This is a genomic window from Qipengyuania sp. 902 (genome assembly GCF_051195295.1).
Classification (GTDB): Bacteria; Pseudomonadota; Alphaproteobacteria; order Sphingomonadales; family Sphingomonadaceae; genus Qipengyuania.
The window spans coordinates 1-16,672 of the sequence record NZ_JBNJLJ010000005.1; the positions used below are offsets into that span (position 1 = coordinate 1).

14 protein-coding genes and 1 pseudogene are annotated in these 16,672 nt (G+C 60.9%); 14 read left to right on the plus strand and 1 reads right to left on the minus strand.

Annotated features, from left to right (window positions below; translation table 11 throughout):
• The 10 genes and pseudogenes from ACSH0F_RS13830 to ACSH0F_RS13875 all read left to right on the plus strand — a co-directional run.
• Positions 1-1,130, plus strand: a pseudogene (locus ACSH0F_RS13830) (IS3 family transposase); the annotation flags it as partial.
• A 151-nt stretch (positions 1,131-1,281) separates the two neighbouring features.
• The gene (locus tag ACSH0F_RS13835; protein ID WP_435203741.1) at positions 1,282-2,073 is read left to right on the plus strand and encodes a MipA/OmpV family protein; all 792 of its coding nucleotides are present in this window, start codon (positions 1,282-1,284) and stop codon (positions 2,071-2,073) included.
• Entirely contained in the window at positions 2,070-2,534 is a 465-nt protein-coding gene (locus tag ACSH0F_RS13840) for a GbsR/MarR family transcriptional regulator (protein WP_305933594.1), read from the plus strand. Before ACSH0F_RS13835 ends, ACSH0F_RS13840 begins: the two co-directional genes overlap by 4 nt.
• Positions 2,531-4,198, plus strand: coding sequence for a mechanosensitive ion channel family protein (locus ACSH0F_RS13845; protein ID WP_305933593.1), 1,668 nt, complete (start codon positions 2,531-2,533; stop codon positions 4,196-4,198). The genes ACSH0F_RS13840 and ACSH0F_RS13845 overlap by 4 nt, the downstream gene beginning before the upstream one ends.
• Positions 4,188-5,708 carry a phospholipase D-like domain-containing protein gene (locus ACSH0F_RS13850; protein WP_435203742.1) on the plus strand — a complete coding sequence of 507 codons (1,521 nt, stop codon included), beginning with the start codon at positions 4,188-4,190 and terminating at the stop codon, positions 5,706-5,708. Before ACSH0F_RS13845 ends, ACSH0F_RS13850 begins: the two co-directional genes overlap by 11 nt.
• Before the next feature lie 162 nt (positions 5,709-5,870).
• Positions 5,871-6,800, plus strand: a complete 930-nt coding sequence (locus ACSH0F_RS13855; protein WP_305933591.1) for an ArdC family protein — start codon at positions 5,871-5,873, stop codon at positions 6,798-6,800.
• Positions 6,801-6,811: 11 nt separating this feature from the next.
• Positions 6,812-7,252, plus strand: a complete 441-nt coding sequence (locus ACSH0F_RS13860) for a hypothetical protein (RefSeq protein ID WP_305933590.1) — start codon at positions 6,812-6,814, stop codon at positions 7,250-7,252.
• 218 nt (positions 7,253-7,470) lie between these two features.
• Positions 7,471-8,406, plus strand: coding sequence for a DUF2493 domain-containing protein (locus ACSH0F_RS13865; protein ID WP_435203743.1), 936 nt, complete (start codon positions 7,471-7,473; stop codon positions 8,404-8,406).
• Positions 8,407-8,476: 70 nt separating this feature from the next.
• Positions 8,477-8,746 (plus strand): hypothetical protein, encoded by a 270-nt coding sequence (locus ACSH0F_RS13870; protein WP_305933588.1) that lies wholly within the window; start codon positions 8,477-8,479, stop codon positions 8,744-8,746.
• A gap of 268 nt (positions 8,747-9,014) precedes the next feature.
• A complete protein-coding gene (locus ACSH0F_RS13875; RefSeq protein WP_259963171.1) occupies positions 9,015-9,413 on the plus strand; it encodes a single-stranded DNA-binding protein in 399 nt (132 codons plus the stop codon).
• A 67-nt stretch (positions 9,414-9,480) separates the two neighbouring features.
• On the opposite strand, the gene ACSH0F_RS13880 is transcribed toward ACSH0F_RS13875, so the two are convergent.
• Positions 9,481-9,807: a DUF6437 family protein gene (locus ACSH0F_RS13880; protein WP_435203744.1), complete on the minus strand. Its 327-nt coding sequence runs from the start codon at positions 9,805-9,807 to the stop codon at positions 9,481-9,483.
• Between the two features lie 286 nt (positions 9,808-10,093).
• Between ACSH0F_RS13880 and ACSH0F_RS13885 the strand changes: the two genes are divergently transcribed.
• From ACSH0F_RS13885 to mobF, 4 genes are all read left to right on the plus strand, one after another.
• Positions 10,094-10,315, plus strand: coding sequence for a hypothetical protein (locus ACSH0F_RS13885; protein WP_305933586.1), 222 nt, complete (start codon positions 10,094-10,096; stop codon positions 10,313-10,315).
• Positions 10,316-11,046: 731 nt separating this feature from the next.
• Complete coding sequence (locus ACSH0F_RS13890) at positions 11,047-11,379, plus strand: hypothetical protein (protein ID WP_089217209.1); 333 nt, start codon at positions 11,047-11,049, stop codon at positions 11,377-11,379.
• Positions 11,369-13,681, plus strand: coding sequence for a type IV secretion system DNA-binding domain-containing protein (locus ACSH0F_RS13895; protein ID WP_435203745.1), 2,313 nt, complete (start codon positions 11,369-11,371; stop codon positions 13,679-13,681). The genes ACSH0F_RS13890 and ACSH0F_RS13895 overlap by 11 nt, the downstream gene beginning before the upstream one ends.
• Before the next feature lie 59 nt (positions 13,682-13,740).
• Entirely contained in the window at positions 13,741-16,665 is a 2,925-nt protein-coding gene (gene mobF / locus ACSH0F_RS13900) for a MobF family relaxase (RefSeq protein WP_435203746.1), read from the plus strand.
• The last annotated feature ends 7 nt before the right edge of the window (positions 16,666-16,672 follow it).

Consider the following 16,672-nt stretch of genomic DNA (forward strand, 5'->3'; position numbering starts at 1 on the left):
CTTGCTGGCGATACAGCCCGTGCTGCTACCACCGACGAGGTAAAGGATCTGCGCCGTGAAGCGCGCGATCTGAAGGAATGCGTGGCGGACCTGACGCTGGAGAACCGTCTGCTCAAAAAAAGCATGATCGCGGATGGGGAAGACGACGAATGAGGTATCCCGCATCCGAAAAGCTCGAGATCATCCGGATCGTCGAGCAGTCGCACCTGCCCGCCAAACGCACGCTGGACCAACTCGGTGTGGCACGGCGAACCTTCTACCGCTGGTATGACCGCTACCTCGAAGGTGGGCCGGAGGCGCTTCAGGACCGCCCTTCAGCGCCGAGCAGGGTGTGGAACCGCATCGGAAACGATATCCAGGACCAGATCGTCGAGATGGCGCTGGAGCAGACCGATCTATCCCCGCGCGAGCTGGCAGTGCGCTTCACGGACGAGAAGCGCTACTTCGTGTCCGAAGCCACGGTCTATCGCCTCCTGAAGGCCCACGATCTGATCACCAGCCCGGCCTACACAGTGATCAAGGCCGCCGAGGCGTTCCACACGCAGACCACCCGCCCCAACGAGATGTGGCAGACCGACTTTACCTACTTCAAGATTATCGGATGGGGCTGGGTCTATCTCTCAACCGTGCTCGACGATTACTCGCGCTACATCATCGCATGGAAGTTGTGCACTACGATGAAGGCCGAGGACGTCACCGACACGCTGGACATGGCGCTGGCCGCCTCAGGCTGCGACCACGCCAATGTGCTGCACAAGCCGCGCCTGCTCAGCGACAATGGCCCCAGCTACATCGCCGGAGAACTGGCCGAATACATCGAGGCCAACAGGATGAGCCACGTGCGCGGTGCACCCTTCCATCCGCAGACCCAGGGCAAGATAGAACGCTGGCACCAGACGCTCAAGAACCGCGTCCTTCTGGAGAATTACTTCCTGCCCGGCGATCTCGAGACCCAGATCGAAGCCTTCGTCGAGCATTACAACCACCAGCGCTACCACGAGAGCCTCGACAACGTCACGCCCGCCGATGCCTACTTCGGCAGGGCTGCCGCCATCAACAAACGAAGAGAAAGGATCAAGCGAAAGACACTCGAACATCGGCGCTTGCAACACTGTAAGCTCGCCGCCTAAACATCAATCCGAGACGAGGCCCACACTCCGCTGATCTACGCCGCGAGTTGTGCCAAATGTTCTGACGACGGACACAGGACTCGGGTTCTGTTTCATCGCCGCGTTCACCAGAACGCGGACCTGCCCAAGTCGCAAGAAACGGAATTACCGAATGAAAATTGCCTATACCTTATCGCTTTTCGCGATCGGCCTTGGCTTCACGATCACCGCGCCCGTCGCCGCACAACAGAAAACCGGGGAACCCCGCCGTACACGCATAGCGTTGGGTCCGCAGCTGGTTCCCAGCTATCCTGGTTCCGACACAATCGCCATTCGGTCATTGATCGATGTCTCACGAGCGGATGTTGGAGAGGATTTCAAGTTCGAGGCACCTGACGAGAGCTTCGGTTTCGCGGTTATTCGCGTTAGCAATTTGTCGCTGGGCCCGTCGCTCGGCTTCGAGGGAGAGCGATCTTCCGACGATGTGGGAGGGCTGCCGGAAATAGATTTTTCGTTCGAACTGGGCGGCTTCGCGCAACTGGAAATAGGCGAGAACCTTCGCTTCCGCGCAGAGGCACGCCAAGGGGGCACCGGCCATGATGGCTTCATCTCCGTGCTGAGTGCGGACTACGTCTTGCGCGATAGCGACAGGCAGTTGCTGTCTTTTGGCCCTCGCGTGACGATCACCGACACCAATTATCAGAACGCGTATTTCGGTATTCGTCCTGGGGATTCTTCGTCTGGCCTGCCGGCGTTCGATGCGGATGGAGGAGTGCAATCGGTCGGTGCCACACTCGGGTACATCCAGCAATTCAGCCCGCGATGGGGCATCTACAGCTACGCGAAATACGATCGGCTCATCGGCGATCCGGCAGGTTCTCCGGTAGTCGCTGCGTTCGGTTCGGGCGATCAGTTCGCCGGCGGAATTGCCCTGACCTATACTTTTGGTAGAGGCATCGAATGAGCGCCAAACCCGTAACTCTCACGCCTGCCGAAGTCGATTTTATCGAACGGATGGGGATGAACGCCGAGGCGGACGGCCAGGCCCGCATTACCGGTCGCATATGGGGCTTGCTGATGGTAATGGGCCGGATGCTCACCTCGGCTGAAATCGCCGAGACGCTCCAAGTGAGCCGGGGCAGTGTCAGCACCAATCTTCGCCTGCTGGAAGGCCTCGAGATCATCGAGCGTCGGTCGAAGCCGGGCGAGCGCGAAATCTATTTCGCCATGTGCCCGAACCCCTACACATCTCTCACGAGACAGTTCGCGAAGCGGTTCGCAAACCACCGGCGCATGGTGGTCGACGCCGCGGCCAATATCGACCGGCAGGAAGGCCAGCAAAACCTCGCCAATCTGGCGCGCTTTTACGAGCTTATGGAACAGTGCCATCGTGCCCTGCTCCGCGAAATGGACGACAACGAATGAAGGCTGGGCTGGCTCTTATCCGGTTCCTGATCGCTATGATCGCGCTTGCCCTTGCATCTCTTGCAGGGGCCCAAACGCTGCCGGGAACCGAACCACTCCCAGCAGACACCGCCACAGCTCCTGCGCCCGATCCGTTCGGGCGCGAAACTCCTCGTGGAGCAATTACCGGATTGCTTCGGGCCTTGGCCGATGGGGATTACCTGCGCGCAGCTCAATATTTCCCGGCCGAGGAAAGTCCTGAGGCGGAAACAGGGAGCGAAACTTCGGATGACGGCACAGACGCCTTGGCCGCAGATGCAGATTCGCAACCGGACGTGGACCGAAGGGCAGAACTGGCGCGGAAACTGCAGATCGCGCTTGATAGCGGCGGAAGCCTCTTGGCGTTCCCGCTCCTGTCGAACGAGGCGGCAGGCGTCGTGGATGATGGTTTGGCCCAAAATCTCGAACAGGTCGGCACGCTTTCCAGTGAAGAAAACGCCGCTCCGATACTGTTGCAGCAGATCACCGCTACAGATGGCAGCATGCAGTGGCGCATAGCGCTCGAGACGGCCGAAGAAATAGCCGACTTCGTTCCGGCCGAGGCAGTTGAAGAAACCATCACGGACGAGGACATCGCAGTCGCAGGTGCGCCGCTGATCGACTGGCTGAAGCTCATCGCCCTGGCTCTGCTCGCCTTTGCCGCCTTCCGGTTGCTGACTGCGCTGCTGATGGCTTTGCTACGGCGGGCAATTGCCGAGCACGATACAAGTCCCGTTTACCGCTTTCTGCACGCGGCCATGCCGCCGCTGTCGCTCTATCTGGCCGTGCTGACCTTCTACGCAACTGCCGGCGACCTCGGCGTGTCGATCGTCGCGCGACAGACATTGCTGCGCTACGCCGCCATCGTCGCCTGGATAGCTCTGGCCTGGTTCGCGCTGCGGCTCGTCGATGCCATCGCCCGCGTCGTGACGGGGCAGATGCACCGGGCCGAACGTCGTCAGGCTGTCACGATCGTCAGCTTCCTACGCCGCGGCGCGAAGGTGTTCTTGCTGGCGATCGCGTTCGTAGCCGTACTCGATACAGTCGGGTTGGATGTGACAACCGGGATCGCAGCACTCGGCATTGGCGGCCTTGCATTGGCGCTGGGAGCGCAGAAGACGATCGAGAACCTGGTTGGTTCGGTCACGCTGATCGCCGACAAGCCCGTGCAGGTGGGTGACGCTGCTCAGATCGGCGAGGTGTTCGGGACGGTCGAGGATATCGGCATGCGTTCCACACTCGTGCGCACGCTGAATCGCACGCTTGTGTCCATTCCCAATGGGTACCTCGCCTCGGAACGGATCGAGAATTACGCGCTGCGAGACCGCTTCCTTTTTCATCAGACCATAGGTGTCACCTATGATACCGACGCCAAACAGATGGAGCGATTGCTCGGGGAGTTGCGGACCATCATCGCCGATGACGGCCACATTCTCGACGACGATGCCCGCGTGCGTTTTCACGGTTTCGGAGACAGCGCACTGCAGATCGAGATATTCGCCTACTTCAATACCCGCTCCTACCCGGAATCATTGGCGATGCAGGAAACGTTGCTCTTCGCCATCATGCGCAAGCTGGACGAACTCGGGATCGCTTTCGCATTCCCAACGCAGACTATCCATCTACAAAACGACATTGTCGGTTGACCGGATGGTTCTGCCGATATCGCGTCGCGTTTACACGCGGATCTCCAGCAGTGCATTAGCCAACACCGGATTTTCGACGCTGGGGTTGGGCGTGTCGCAGAGAATTTCCGAGCACCCCGGCATGAGCGGCATCGAATTGCTCGAGGATGGCATCGATGCGTTCGCAATCCGCAAGGTGTTGCTGGAAAATGCAGAGCGGTCGATCGATCTGCAGTATTACATCTGGCACGATGATCTGACGGGCAACCTCATGCTCGAACAGGTCCGCGCGGCTGCGGCCCGCGGGGTTCGGGTTCGGATGCTCTTGGACGATAACGGTATCGCGGGATTGGATGACGCACTCCGCTGGATGGCCGACTTGCCGAACATCGAAGTTCGGCTCTTCAATCCCTTCCGCTGCCGCCGCTTCAAGCCGCTCGATTTCCTATTCCGTTTCCACCGAGCCAACCGGCGGATGCATTCGAAAAGTTTCACGGTCGATAACCAGGTCACGATTGTGGACGGGCGCAACATCGGCGACGAATATTTCGCCGCCAAGCGCGAGGGCGTGTTTGCCGATCTCGATGCCGTCTGCATCGGTCCGGTGGTGCAGGACGTGTCAGACTGCTTCGACCGGTTCTGGAACTCGCCTCTCGCGGCGCCGCTAAAAGAGCTAATGCCCCCGATTGTCGGGGAGACGGAGCGTGAACTGACCAGTCGCAGCTCCCGGCGAAGCAGCGGGCTGGAATCCGTCAGCTACGTCGACGCAGTTGCGAAAGCTCCGCTGCTCGGGCGCATCGAGCGTGGCGAGATTGAATTAACCTGGGCGCCGGTTCAACTGGTCAGCGATCCCCCTGATAAGGTGGTTGGAACGCGTGAGGAAGGTGGTCCTCTCCTCGACGCGCTCTCTGAAATCATCGGAGAACCGGCGTCGGAATTGCTTATTGTGTCGGCTTACTTCGTCCCAACCGATAGCGGAGCTGATGCTTTGGCGGGAATGGCGCAGCGTGGCGTGGACGTTCGGGTGCTAACAAATTCCTATGCGTCCACGGACGTGGGGGCTGTCCACGCTGGGTACGCCAAGCATCGCACGAAGCTCGTGAGGGCCGGGGTGTCCCTGTTCGAAGTTCCAGCGCCCGACGACGACCCGAAAACTGCACGCAAGTTCGTGCGCACCGGTTCGCGGGAAAGAGACGGCAGCCCAGGTTCGACCTTGCATGCCAAAGCCTTTTCCGTGGATGGGGTCCGGCTGTTCGTGGGCTCGCTAAATTTCGACCCACGGTCTTTCTCGCTCAATACCGAGTTGGGCATTGTGATCGACAGCGTCGCGTTGGCGAAACAAATGCGCGAGGCTTTTGACACCACTGTTGCGCGCAACACATATCGCGTCGTTCTGGACGATGGCGAGATTGGCTGGATCGACGCGCGCGATGATGATCCGGTGATCGAGCGGATAGAACCAGGCACGACTTTCTCGTCGCGACTGCTTGTCCGGGCATTGGAACGCTTCCCGATCGATTGGCTGTTATGACCTTCGGTTAAAGCGCACCGAATGTCTTCTTTTGGGGAACAGCCTTTTGTAGCGGAATGACCGGGATGAGGGCGCAAAGCCGTCATCATTAGACGAGAGGGGAGGGAGCTTTTGCTTTTCCTGAACCGGGACATGTCCGTCTCGGCGATCAGGAGAACTCCCATGACCAAGTCCCGCCGCACTGCTTCGACTTCGCCTGCCCAGCGCATCACCGCTGCCATCATCGAAAAGCTCGAGCAAGGCACAAAGCCCTGGGTCAAGCCGTGGCGCGGTGTGCCCGTCTCGCGGCCCTTGCGCTCCTGCGGGACGCCCTATCGCGGCATGAACACCTTCTGGTTGTGGATGGTGGCCGACGGCTGTGGCTACGCCTCGCCCTACTGGATGACCTATCGCCAGTGCCAGAAGCTCGGCGGACAGGTCCGCAAGGGTGAGAAATCGACCATCGCGATCTTCTACAAGAGCTACACCAACGAAGTCGAAAATCCAGAAGGGGAAGCGGACTCCAAGAATCGGCGCGTGCTCAAGGCCTATGCGGTGTTCAACGCCGACCAGTGCGATGGTCTCCCTGCATTTTATCATCCCAAGCCACTGGTTGCCGCGCTTGAGCCCGAAGGGCGCGAAGACCGGCTCGATGCCTTCTTTGCCCATATCGGCGCAGACCTCCGCCATCGTGGTGCCCAGGCCTATTACGAACCGCTGCGCGACCGCGTCACCATGCCGCCAGCCGAGCTCTTCGAAGCTTATGACCACTACTATGCGACACTCGCGCACGAGCTGTCGCACTGGACGGGGCATTCCTCGCGGCTCGATCGCGATCTCAAGAACCGCTTCGGCAGCGAAGCCTATGCTGCCGAGGAACTCATCGCCGAGCTGTCCTCGGCCATTCTCGGGGCCGAACTAGGTCTTCCGGTCACCCACCTCGACCATCACGCCAGCTACATCGCGTCCTGGCTCAAGATCCTCAGATCCGACGAGCGCGCGATCCTGACGGCTGCAGCAAAGGCCGAGGAAGCGGCCAGCCTGTTGCTCGAACTGGGTGGCCAGCAATCTAGCGAAGGCGAGACCGACATCGATCTCGCTGATGCAGCCTGAGGAGCAGTGAGATGGGACGTTCCGTCAGCTATCCAAGCGGCTCCGTGGTAGCCTTTCGCCTGCTTGATGAGGGCGAAGACGAAGATATCGACTGGGTCTACGAGTGCCTCGTTGACGAGGTCATCGATATCACGAAGGCGACCTTTCCTTCGTTCGAGCGCTTCGATGGATGGCGCGGCCGCGAGGATCGCATCCTCCTGCGCAACGCCTTCGCCGATTGCGGCATATCGATATATTGCGGCCTTGCCGCGATCTGGCTCGCCGAGCGCGATGACGCTCGCTACTGGGAGGCGGATTTCTACAACCCACGAACGGCAAGGGCACGGCACTGGCTCGGCCAGGTGTCGGGTAGGTTCATCGACCTGTTTGGTGAGATGCGCCTGGTCGGGCGATTCTCGAATGGTGAAGCGATCTTCGAGCGCTCCCGATCCACTTGCTACACCAGGTCCTGATCCTGCCTCATCCCAGTCCGCCGGGAGAAGCCCTTGGGCCGGTCGGGGCGCGTCGCAACCTGCGGCCCGTCGGCCCGTGTTGCCCGCGCCAGCCTAGGGCCGCAGGTTTCCCGCTACGCGGTGCCTCACGCCCCTTGTCCCGGCCCTGATCGGGCTCCGGCGGACAGGACCGAGGCAATGGTGCCTCCTCTCCTTGTCCCCCGATCAGGAGACACCCCATGTACGACAGCTTCATCGACCAGTTGAGCGGCCTCGACCTCTCAGGCTTCAGCATCCGGCCAGCCCCCTTCAACGAGACCGACTTTCCCTGCGAGGACGCGATCGAGCAGACGCTTGGCGCAGTCTGGTCCGATCTCTTCGCGATGTTCTCCGATACTGCCCTGGAAGCCGATGCAGAGGACATTGCCTGGGGCATGGTCAATCTCTTCCACCGCGCAGCCAGCCGGAAGTCCGCTCAACTTGACCGGGCCATCGACGAAATCCGGGTCCTCCTCGCATCAGCCGATGGCTCCGAAGTGCATTCGAGCAATCTAGAAGAGCAGCTCGAGCGCGCGCAGGCTGCCGAAGCCAGCATGCTGGCCTTCGAGCAGATGCGCGAGGCTGCAGCAGCACTCTACCGCGACGAGACCGGTTCCTCTTGGAAGCCCGTGTCCGGCTCGCGAACGAACCATTCGCGAAAGCTCACATCGGCCGTGATCGATGCCCGCGATTTCCTACGCGCACGCGCCGAGAACCGGCGCCATGCCCTGATCCCGGAAGGAACTCCGGTCGTCTTTGCCGGTGGTCGCCAGAGCTTCGAGAGCGCCGAGGATGCGAAGCGATATGCCGACAATATCTGGGCAACGCTGGACAAGGTGCGCGATGTGGTTCCCGATCTCTTCCTGGTCCATGGCGGCGACGGCAAGGGTGCCGATCGCCTGGCAGCAAGCTGGGCCGAACGCCGCGAAGTCCAGCAACTGACCTATTCGCTCGATCGTCGGCTTGGCGCCCGCGCCGGGTTCAAGCGCAACGAGCAAATGCTCTCGCTAAAGCCGCGTTACGTCGTCGCCTTTCCGGGCAATGGCGTGACCGAACGGCTTGTCATCGATGCCAAGGCTCGCCGGATCACCGTGGTCGATCGCCGCGGTCCCTTGGGCACCTTCCCCGGGTCCTGAGGGGGCCTTCACAATCTGCATCTACATTGCCCGGATGTGCATTCGGCGCCGACCCGGCTATGGACCGGTCATGCAACTTGACGATCTGCTGCAGCGCTACTTTGCCACCACCGACATCTCAGGGGTTGCTCCCGATACCTTTGCAGCCGGCATCGAGCATTGCCGGGTCGATCTCGGCCTTGAGGAGGACCGGGGCAAGCGCTTTGCACTGTGGTCGTTCCTGCACATGTTCGGGTCCGCCCCCGACCTCGATGTGGCGTTCGAGAACGAGGAAGACCGGGAAGCAGCCCGCAACCTCATGGATCTCCTGGCGGCATCGGAGGGCGATGGAGCAAGCTGATTACAGCAGGGTCACGTGAGCCTGCAGACCCGCACCCGATACCCATCCGGCTTTCTTCGCGAACAGTCCTGAACCAGGTCAGCTGAGGACAGCAACCCGTTCCTTTCCGGCCGTGTTGGCAGCTGCGCTGCCTGCCCGCACCACCCGTCATGAACAGGTTCCCCTTCGGCCTTCCAGGCCTGCGGTGCAGTCCTCCCATGCCCTGCTTCTTCTGGATGTTCGCAAGCCGGAGATGGTCTCCGGTTTGAGGAACTGAAGGACTACCATCATGACCAATATCGCAATCCTCACCGGCCGCATCGCTCGCGATCCCGATACCCGTGAGACCAAGGGCGGCACCAATGTTACCGGAATCACCGTTGTCACCGATCGCCCTGCACGGGACAAGGACGGCAAGACCTACAAGGACGAGAACGGCTACACCGCCAAGGAAAGCGAGTTCCACCGGGTGACCTGCTTCAACGGCCTCGCCAAGACCGTCGGCCAGTACTGCTCCAAGGGCCAGCTGGTATCGGTCCAGGGCCGTATCCACTACACCCAGTGGGAGGACAAGGATGGGGTCACCCGCTACGGCACCGAGATCCTCGCCGACAAGGTCGACTTCCTCTCCCGCGGCAACGGCTCGAGCGACGACAACGACAACACCGACGCTCCCGATATCGACTGACCTCGATGCCGGTCGTCCGCCTTACGAAGAGGCTCTGCCGCAAGCGGCAGGGCCTCTTCTTCTGTGGTTACTGGGTTCCCGGCGCAGCATTCGAAGCACGGGTTGCACCGCGCCCCGTCAGCCTCTCGATCGCAGCATCCTCGCCGAGCTTCCCGAGTTCTTCGGCAACCTTCCTCAAACCCTTCTTCGAGAAGCTCTCGAGGCCGCTTCCCAAAATGATTTCGCCGAGCTCTCTGGCCGCTTGCACTTCAAGTTCGCGTTGTTTGGAGTCGAGCGCCTCGCGGTCCGCTTCGAGTTTTTGCAGGGCTGCAATCGCGCTCCTGTTTCGGGGCATGTTACTTATCCTTTTGTCCCCCTCAGATCTGCTCCCCGGTTGTTTCGATGCCCGCGTCATCGGGGTGTAGGAAAGGCAATTCGCACCCAGCAGGCGTTCGATATTGGGGCGGAGGTGGTGGGTTCTTGCTCACGGTTCTCCCAGCATGATGGCCTTGCGCCTCCCGCCTCAAGGACGGCGGGGCCCCACCATTTTGCCCGCCACCGGATTGCATCCGGCAGCGAACAAAATCGTTACCCCCACCGCCGCTATTGCGGTCGCCCATCCGGGCGATCCCTGACCCGGGATGCACAAGACCATCGCGCGCACCTCCTGTCGTCTCACGACAGAAATCAGGAGGATAATCATGGCTAAATCGGATCATTGCCCCGTTGCGTCCCGGAGCTATTTCGAGGCTCTGGAAACAGCCGAGAAGAGAGCGCTGCACAGCTTCTTCGATCAGCACGTTATCGAGGATGACGAACTCGGGTACTTTGCCCTCGACGAGGGTGACTACAACATCTTGCCAGCACATCTCGCAGCGCGGGTGGTCCACACGGTCCACGGCGGCATGCTCGACGAGTTCTGAGACTACCGACAGGGCGGGAACCGGGGACGGTTCCTGCCCTTTTTTCTTGTTCGCCGGGTAGTCCAATCAAGCACAAGAACCCGGTTCGGTCGGTCGCTCTGACGGCCGCCCACCGCACTGCGGCGGCACCCGATAAGTGGAGCGGGGCTGTGGACGCACTCTGTCCCGCGCATCTTGCGATGCGCTCCTGAGGGTGCGGCGTAATTTGTTCTTGGGCCCCGCGCGCACTTGCGAACCGGCAACGGGTCGGGCGGCGGGAAGCTAGGGCACGCGACAGGTCCCGCTTGCCTTGCTTCCCACGCGCCCTTGGCCGCTGCCTCTTTCGCAGGTGCTGTCTTCGGCTGGAGGCGTTGAACTGCTTTCTATCTGCATGCTGTGAGCTGCCAGGCCTGGTTGCTCGCGCTCCAACATGGAGATCGGGAAAAGTCGTCCTTGATCAATCCCCCTCATTGCCTGGACCACCTCGCGCACTTGGGAACGAAGGAGCACACCCTACCCCGCGATTTCGGGATTTATCTTTCTGTTATTGCTAAAGAATGTGGTTTTGGGCGAAATCAACCCGTCTGCGAGTAGAGCGGCTTTGCGCCGATCCGCTGACAACTCACATCCATCTATCACTTTGAAATATCGTCAGAATCTTTAGATTGACTGCGAGTTGTTCACGATTTATTCTCATCGGCACCTTCCGCAAGGTGAGCCAGGTTCCGTCGGCCCGACAAGGAACCTGTTTCATGACCCGACAAGATCGGCTTCAGACATTCGTGTCTCTCTCCGTTGGTAACTGGGTTCGCCAGTGTGCCGCGGACCATGGCGTCAGTGTCAGCGTCTTTATTCGTGACCTAATCGTCGCAGCGTGGCAGCGCGATAACGAGGCGAAGGACAGGCCCGCAGGGCTCGATCCCGCGCGACAGGCAATCTTCATTTCGGTGGCGCTCGATGCGCTTCTGGCCAGCCATTCTGACGCGAGTTTGCGCGACCGTACTCACGAGGCGTACCGGCGACGCCTGGAGCGTCTTGGCCTCCCCGTCAACGCAAACATGGGAGGCCAATCCCATGAAGCATAATCTCCTGAACTTCACCCGCGGGAGCCAGTTGCTCGGCCACTTTGGTTTCATGTTTGCAGCCGGCCTGAAGGGCCCCTTGATTGTCACCGGCCTGGTAGCGGTCGGCACCTGCTATTGGGAAGTGCGGTCGGCTCTGAGTGATCACCAGATCTACCTGGTCTGGATGCATATCTACGCCAGTCTCTATGCCTTCATGGAGTTCGATCCGGCCAAGCTGGTCAACCTTGAACTGCTTGACGGCGAAAGGGTCGGCCTCCCGTTTGGCATCGTTCGTGAGTTCCCGCCGATGCGCGAGGCGGTCGAGGCGTTTCGTACGGCAGTGAAGCAGGGATTGCTGGTCTCAGCGGTACTGCTGATCCCGGCCTTCGTGTTCTTCTGGTGGTTCGCCGAGCGCTTTGGCGGGCGGTCGAAGGAGCGCAAGCACGAGCGCGGCGCGATGCTGGTTTCGCTCGACGAACTCGAAGAAGAAATCGAGCGTCACAACAAGGCATTCCGGGCCGAAGAACTGGGACGCAAGTTTGGCTGGAAGTGGCGGCTTGCGAGCTCGTCGGCGCTTGCTGAAGCGGGCCATTACCAACCGGCACATCTCGCCGGTGTGAGCTGGCCGTGGCGGCTCGAGCAGAGCCACGCCATGCTTATTGGCACGACCGGAACCGGCAAGACCGTGGCGCTCACCGAACTCGTTGCCGAAGCGCGCGAGCGCGGCCAGCGCGCGGTCATTTTCGACCTGACCGGCGCATTTATCGAAACCTTTTACGACCCCGCGCGCGACATCATTCTCAATCCTGTCGATGTTCGGTGTCCGCTGTGGAGCGTGTTCAACGACTGCACGACGGAAGCCGAGTTTCACGCCGCTGCTGAAGCGCTCGTGCCCCATGACGGGGGTGGTTCCGAACAATTCTGGGTGCTTGCGGCGCGCATGCTGTTCGTCGAGATGTGTCTCCATCTTGCCCGTACCGGCGCTACAACCAACGAGGCTTTGGCACGGCGGCTGATGACCGCTGACCTGTCCGAAGTGCATAAGCTGATGCGCGGTACCATGGCCGATCCGCTGACCGCTCCGGAAGCGGCCCGCATGGCGGAATCGATCCGCGCTGTGTTCAATGCGAATGCGAAAGTGCTCAAGCTTTTGCCCTCATCCGGACCGCGCTTTTCGGTCCGCCACTGGGTCAAAGGCGACTGCCAGGCGGGCTCGATCCTGTTCCTCTCTGCCCGCTATGTCGACATGAGCATCTCCTCGCAGTTGCTGACGCTGTGGCTCGACACGGCGATGAATACGCTCATGACGCTCGAGCGCACACAGGACCTGCGGATGTGGTTTCTGATCGACGAACTCGGAGCCCTTCACCGACTACCGGCGCTTGAAAAGGGACTGCAAACCGCGCGCAATTTTGGCGGTGCGATCGTCACCGGGGTACATGCGTTTGCCAAGCTCAAGGAAGTCTACGGCGAGAACATGGCCATGACACTTTCCTCGCTTGCGCGAACCAAGCTCATTCTGGCGACGGCCGATCGAGAGACAGCGACCTGGTGCTCCGATTTCATCGGCCACCGGCAGGTGCGCGACATGGAAGAAGGCTACAGCTACGGGTACAACAATGCGCGCGATGCAGTCAGCCTGACGCCCAGGCGGCAGATCGAGCCGTTGCTTCTGCCCGACCAGTTCATGAACCTTCCGCGGCTGTCGGCCTACATCAAATTTCCTGATGGATTCCCCGCTGCGCCGGTTTCGCTCATTCCGCGGACGCGTGGCCGTATTGCCGAAGGTTTCATCGCCCGCGAGAAACCGCTCATAAAGCCTGGCCAGGGTCCTGCGGCAATGACGCCCCAAGCAAAACCGGGTTCGAAACCGAATGACGAGCATCCCGCTTCGAACGATGACGGTGCTGGTAAGCCTGTCGATACAAAGCAGCTCAAACTTGACTTGGAGGGGCAGCGCCGTGTCGCCGATGAACCGCAGGATCGGCAGGAGCCTGTGCCGCTTGAAAAGCTCAATGCAGGGCGCGCGGCTGGTGATCTCGGTGCGGAAACCCGGTCCGATACGCATCTGGATGCAGGTCCAACGCTACCTCTCGCCGCAGTGCAAACCGGTGAGGATGCACCAGCAATGGGCGCGGAACAGCATCCGTCCGAACCAGGAACCGCCGGCGATGACGCAGCTGGAAAGGGCGGTTCGACGCCCCAAGCTCGCGCGGTGACCAGTGGGCACCAATCTCTCACGCCGGTCGAGAAAGACCTGCGTGAAGGTGCGGTCGCAGATCCTCCGGAAAAGGATTTCGGCGAGTTCGAGCCCGACATGTGAAAGGCAAATGGGGAGGGATTACTCGGCCACGAGGGGAGCCGTGACGAGGACCAAACTGGATGCTTTCCGTCGCCAATGTGCGCTCCCCTTCGGCTGCCGCGAGCTATTTCGCGGCAGACAATTACTACACCGGCGCCGATGCCGATCGTTCCGGAACATGGGTCGGGAAGGGAGCGGAACGACTTGGCCTTGAGGGCCGCGTCAATGCCGAGCAGTTCGATGCCTTGCTGCGGGGAGAACTTCCCGATGGTATCCAGGTCGGCAATGCGGGCCAAGCCCACAGGCCGGGAACCGACCTCACATTCTCACTGCCCAAAAGCTGGTCGTTGCTTGCGCTGGTGGGCGGCGACCAGCGGATAATCGATGCCTATCGCGAGGCCGTCATCGAGACCTTGCGCTGGGCAGAAAAGAACGCGGCGCAGACCCGGATGGGCAGTCAGGCTGGCTACGGGAAGGTTGCGACCGATAACCTGACGATTGGTCTTTTCCAGCACGACACCAACCGCAACCAAGAGCCGAACCTGCATTTTCATGCGGTCGTGGCAAATGTCACGCAAGGCAGCGACGGGAAGTGGCGCGCGCTTCGCAATGACAAGCTTTGGTCGTTCAACACCCTGCTCAACTCGATGACCATGGCGCGCTTTCGTCTGGCGGTCGAGAAAATGGGCTACGAAGCAGAGCCGGTTGGAAAGCATGGCAATTTCGAAGCAGCGGGCATCGCCCGCGAGCAGGTCATGGCTTTTTCCACGCGGCGCGAAGAAGTCCTCGACGCGGTACGCCAGCTGGGCGAGAACACCCCGAAAACCCGCGACATTGCTGTGCTCGATACGAGGAAAAGCAAGGCGCCCGTCAGGGACCGGGAAGGCCTTCTCGATGCGTGGCGGCAGAAAGCCCAAGAAGTCGGAATTGACCTTGCCCGCTTGATCGATGCGTCGCAGATGCGGGCTGCAACGAAGGACATTCCCAGATCGAAAGAAGGGAGCCTTCTTCAGCGTGGAATTGCGAAGCTGAGAGAGTTCGCGCAGCGGATCAAGGGCGATCCGACTGATCCACTGATCCCTGCCCATGTCCTCAAGCAGGATGCACCGACCATCGCGGCCGCGCAGGCTGTTGCTTCCGCGGTGCGTCATCTCTCGCAGCGCGAGGCAGCCTTTCCCCGTGAGGGATTGCTGAAAGCGGCGCTCGATTTTGGGCTACCGACGACGGTGGATCACGTCGAAACCCGTGTGAACGCATTGGTCAGAAGCGGCGCACTTGAGCCCGGCAAAGGCGAACACAAAGGCTGGTTGGCGAGCCGCGAGGCGCTTGACCTTGAAAGCACCATTCTCGCGAACGTCGACCAGGGACGAGGTGCGGTGTTGCCCATCCTGAATCGGCCGGACGCCGCAGAACGGGTTCAGGCAGTTGCCGCGATCAACCACGGAATTTCGCTCAACGAAGGGCAGGAGGATGCGGCTGCCCTTGTCCTTTCGTCGCGGGACAGGATTGTAGCGATCCAGGGCATTGCCGGGGCGGGCAAGAGCAGCGTGATGAAGCCGGTCGCCCAATTGCTCCGCGAGGAAGGCAAGCAGGTGCTGGGACTCGCGGTGCAGAATACGCTCGTCCAGATGCTCGAGCGCGACACCGGCATCCGTTCGATGACCATCGCCCGCTTTCTCGCCCAATGGGGCAGGCTTCTACACGAGCCGGGAAATGCCTCCCTGCTTGGCGAGGCTCGGAGCGTGCTCGCAGACCATGTCCTGGTTCTAGACGAGGCGTCGATGGTGTCGAACGAGGACAAGGCCAAGCTGGTACGGCTGGCGAACCTAGCCGAAGTCCATCGTCTGGTTCTCGTCGGCGACAAGCGACAGCTAGGCGCCGTCGACGCCGGTAAGCCCTTCGACCTCGTCCAACAGGCCGGGATCGAGCGCGCCACCATGGATGTGAATTTGCGCGGCCGCGATCCCGTCCTGCGGCGAGCCCAGGCCGCCGCGCAGGAGGGACGCATCGACGATGCGCTCCAGGCTCTTGCGCCTTCAACCATCGAGGCTCGCGGGGACAGTGCGATTGTTGCTGCCGAAAAGTGGCTTTCGCTCAGCCCGGCGGATCGGGATCGGACGTCGATCTACGCGTCGGGACGGGCCTTACGGTCTGCGGTTAACGAGGCTGTCCAGCGCGGACTCAATGCCAACGGGGAGCTCGGCCCACGATCGGGCCGGCTGACCGTTCATTCTCGGGTGAATGTGACGCACGAGGAGTTGCGATACCTTCGCACATACCAACCGGGCATGGTTCTCAACTTCCGCTCGCGCGACAGCACCCAGAAACTCTCCAAAGGCGACTACACCGTCAAGACCATCGACCATGCCCGCAAGCAGCTCGTGCTTGAGGACAGGAAGGGGCGTCTTAGGAAGTTCAATCCCGCGCGATTGCGGCCGGGCGCAGACGATAGCCGGCTGTCGCTCTTCGAACGCAAATCGCTGTCCATCATCGAGGGAGACAAGATCCGTTGGACCGACAACGACCACAAGCGCGGGCTGTTCAACGCCGACCAGGCCAGGATCGTGGCCATCGACACAAAGGGCGTCTTAGTGGAGACATCAGCGGGCAAGGAGCTCCGCCTGAGCCGCGGCGACCCCATGCTCAAACGCATGGACCTCGCCTATGCGCTCAATGCGCATATGGCGCAGGGACTGACCTCGGATCGCGGGATCGCGGTGATGGACAGCCGCGAGCGCAATCTCGCCAATCGGCAGACCTTCCTGGTCACGGTCACCCGGCTTCGCGACGGGCTTACGCTGATTGCAGACAATGCCGAGAAACTCGGCCGGGCCATAAAGTCCAACAGCGGCGAGAAAACGTCGGCCCTCGAAGTAACGCAAAGGCTCAAGGCGGCAGCTGCCAAGGGCGTTTCGCAAGACAAGGATGTCGGCAGCGCTTCGCCCACAAGTGACAAGCCAGAACTGACAAAGGAAAGGGTAAAACCTTTCGAAATCGGGATCTGAGCCGACG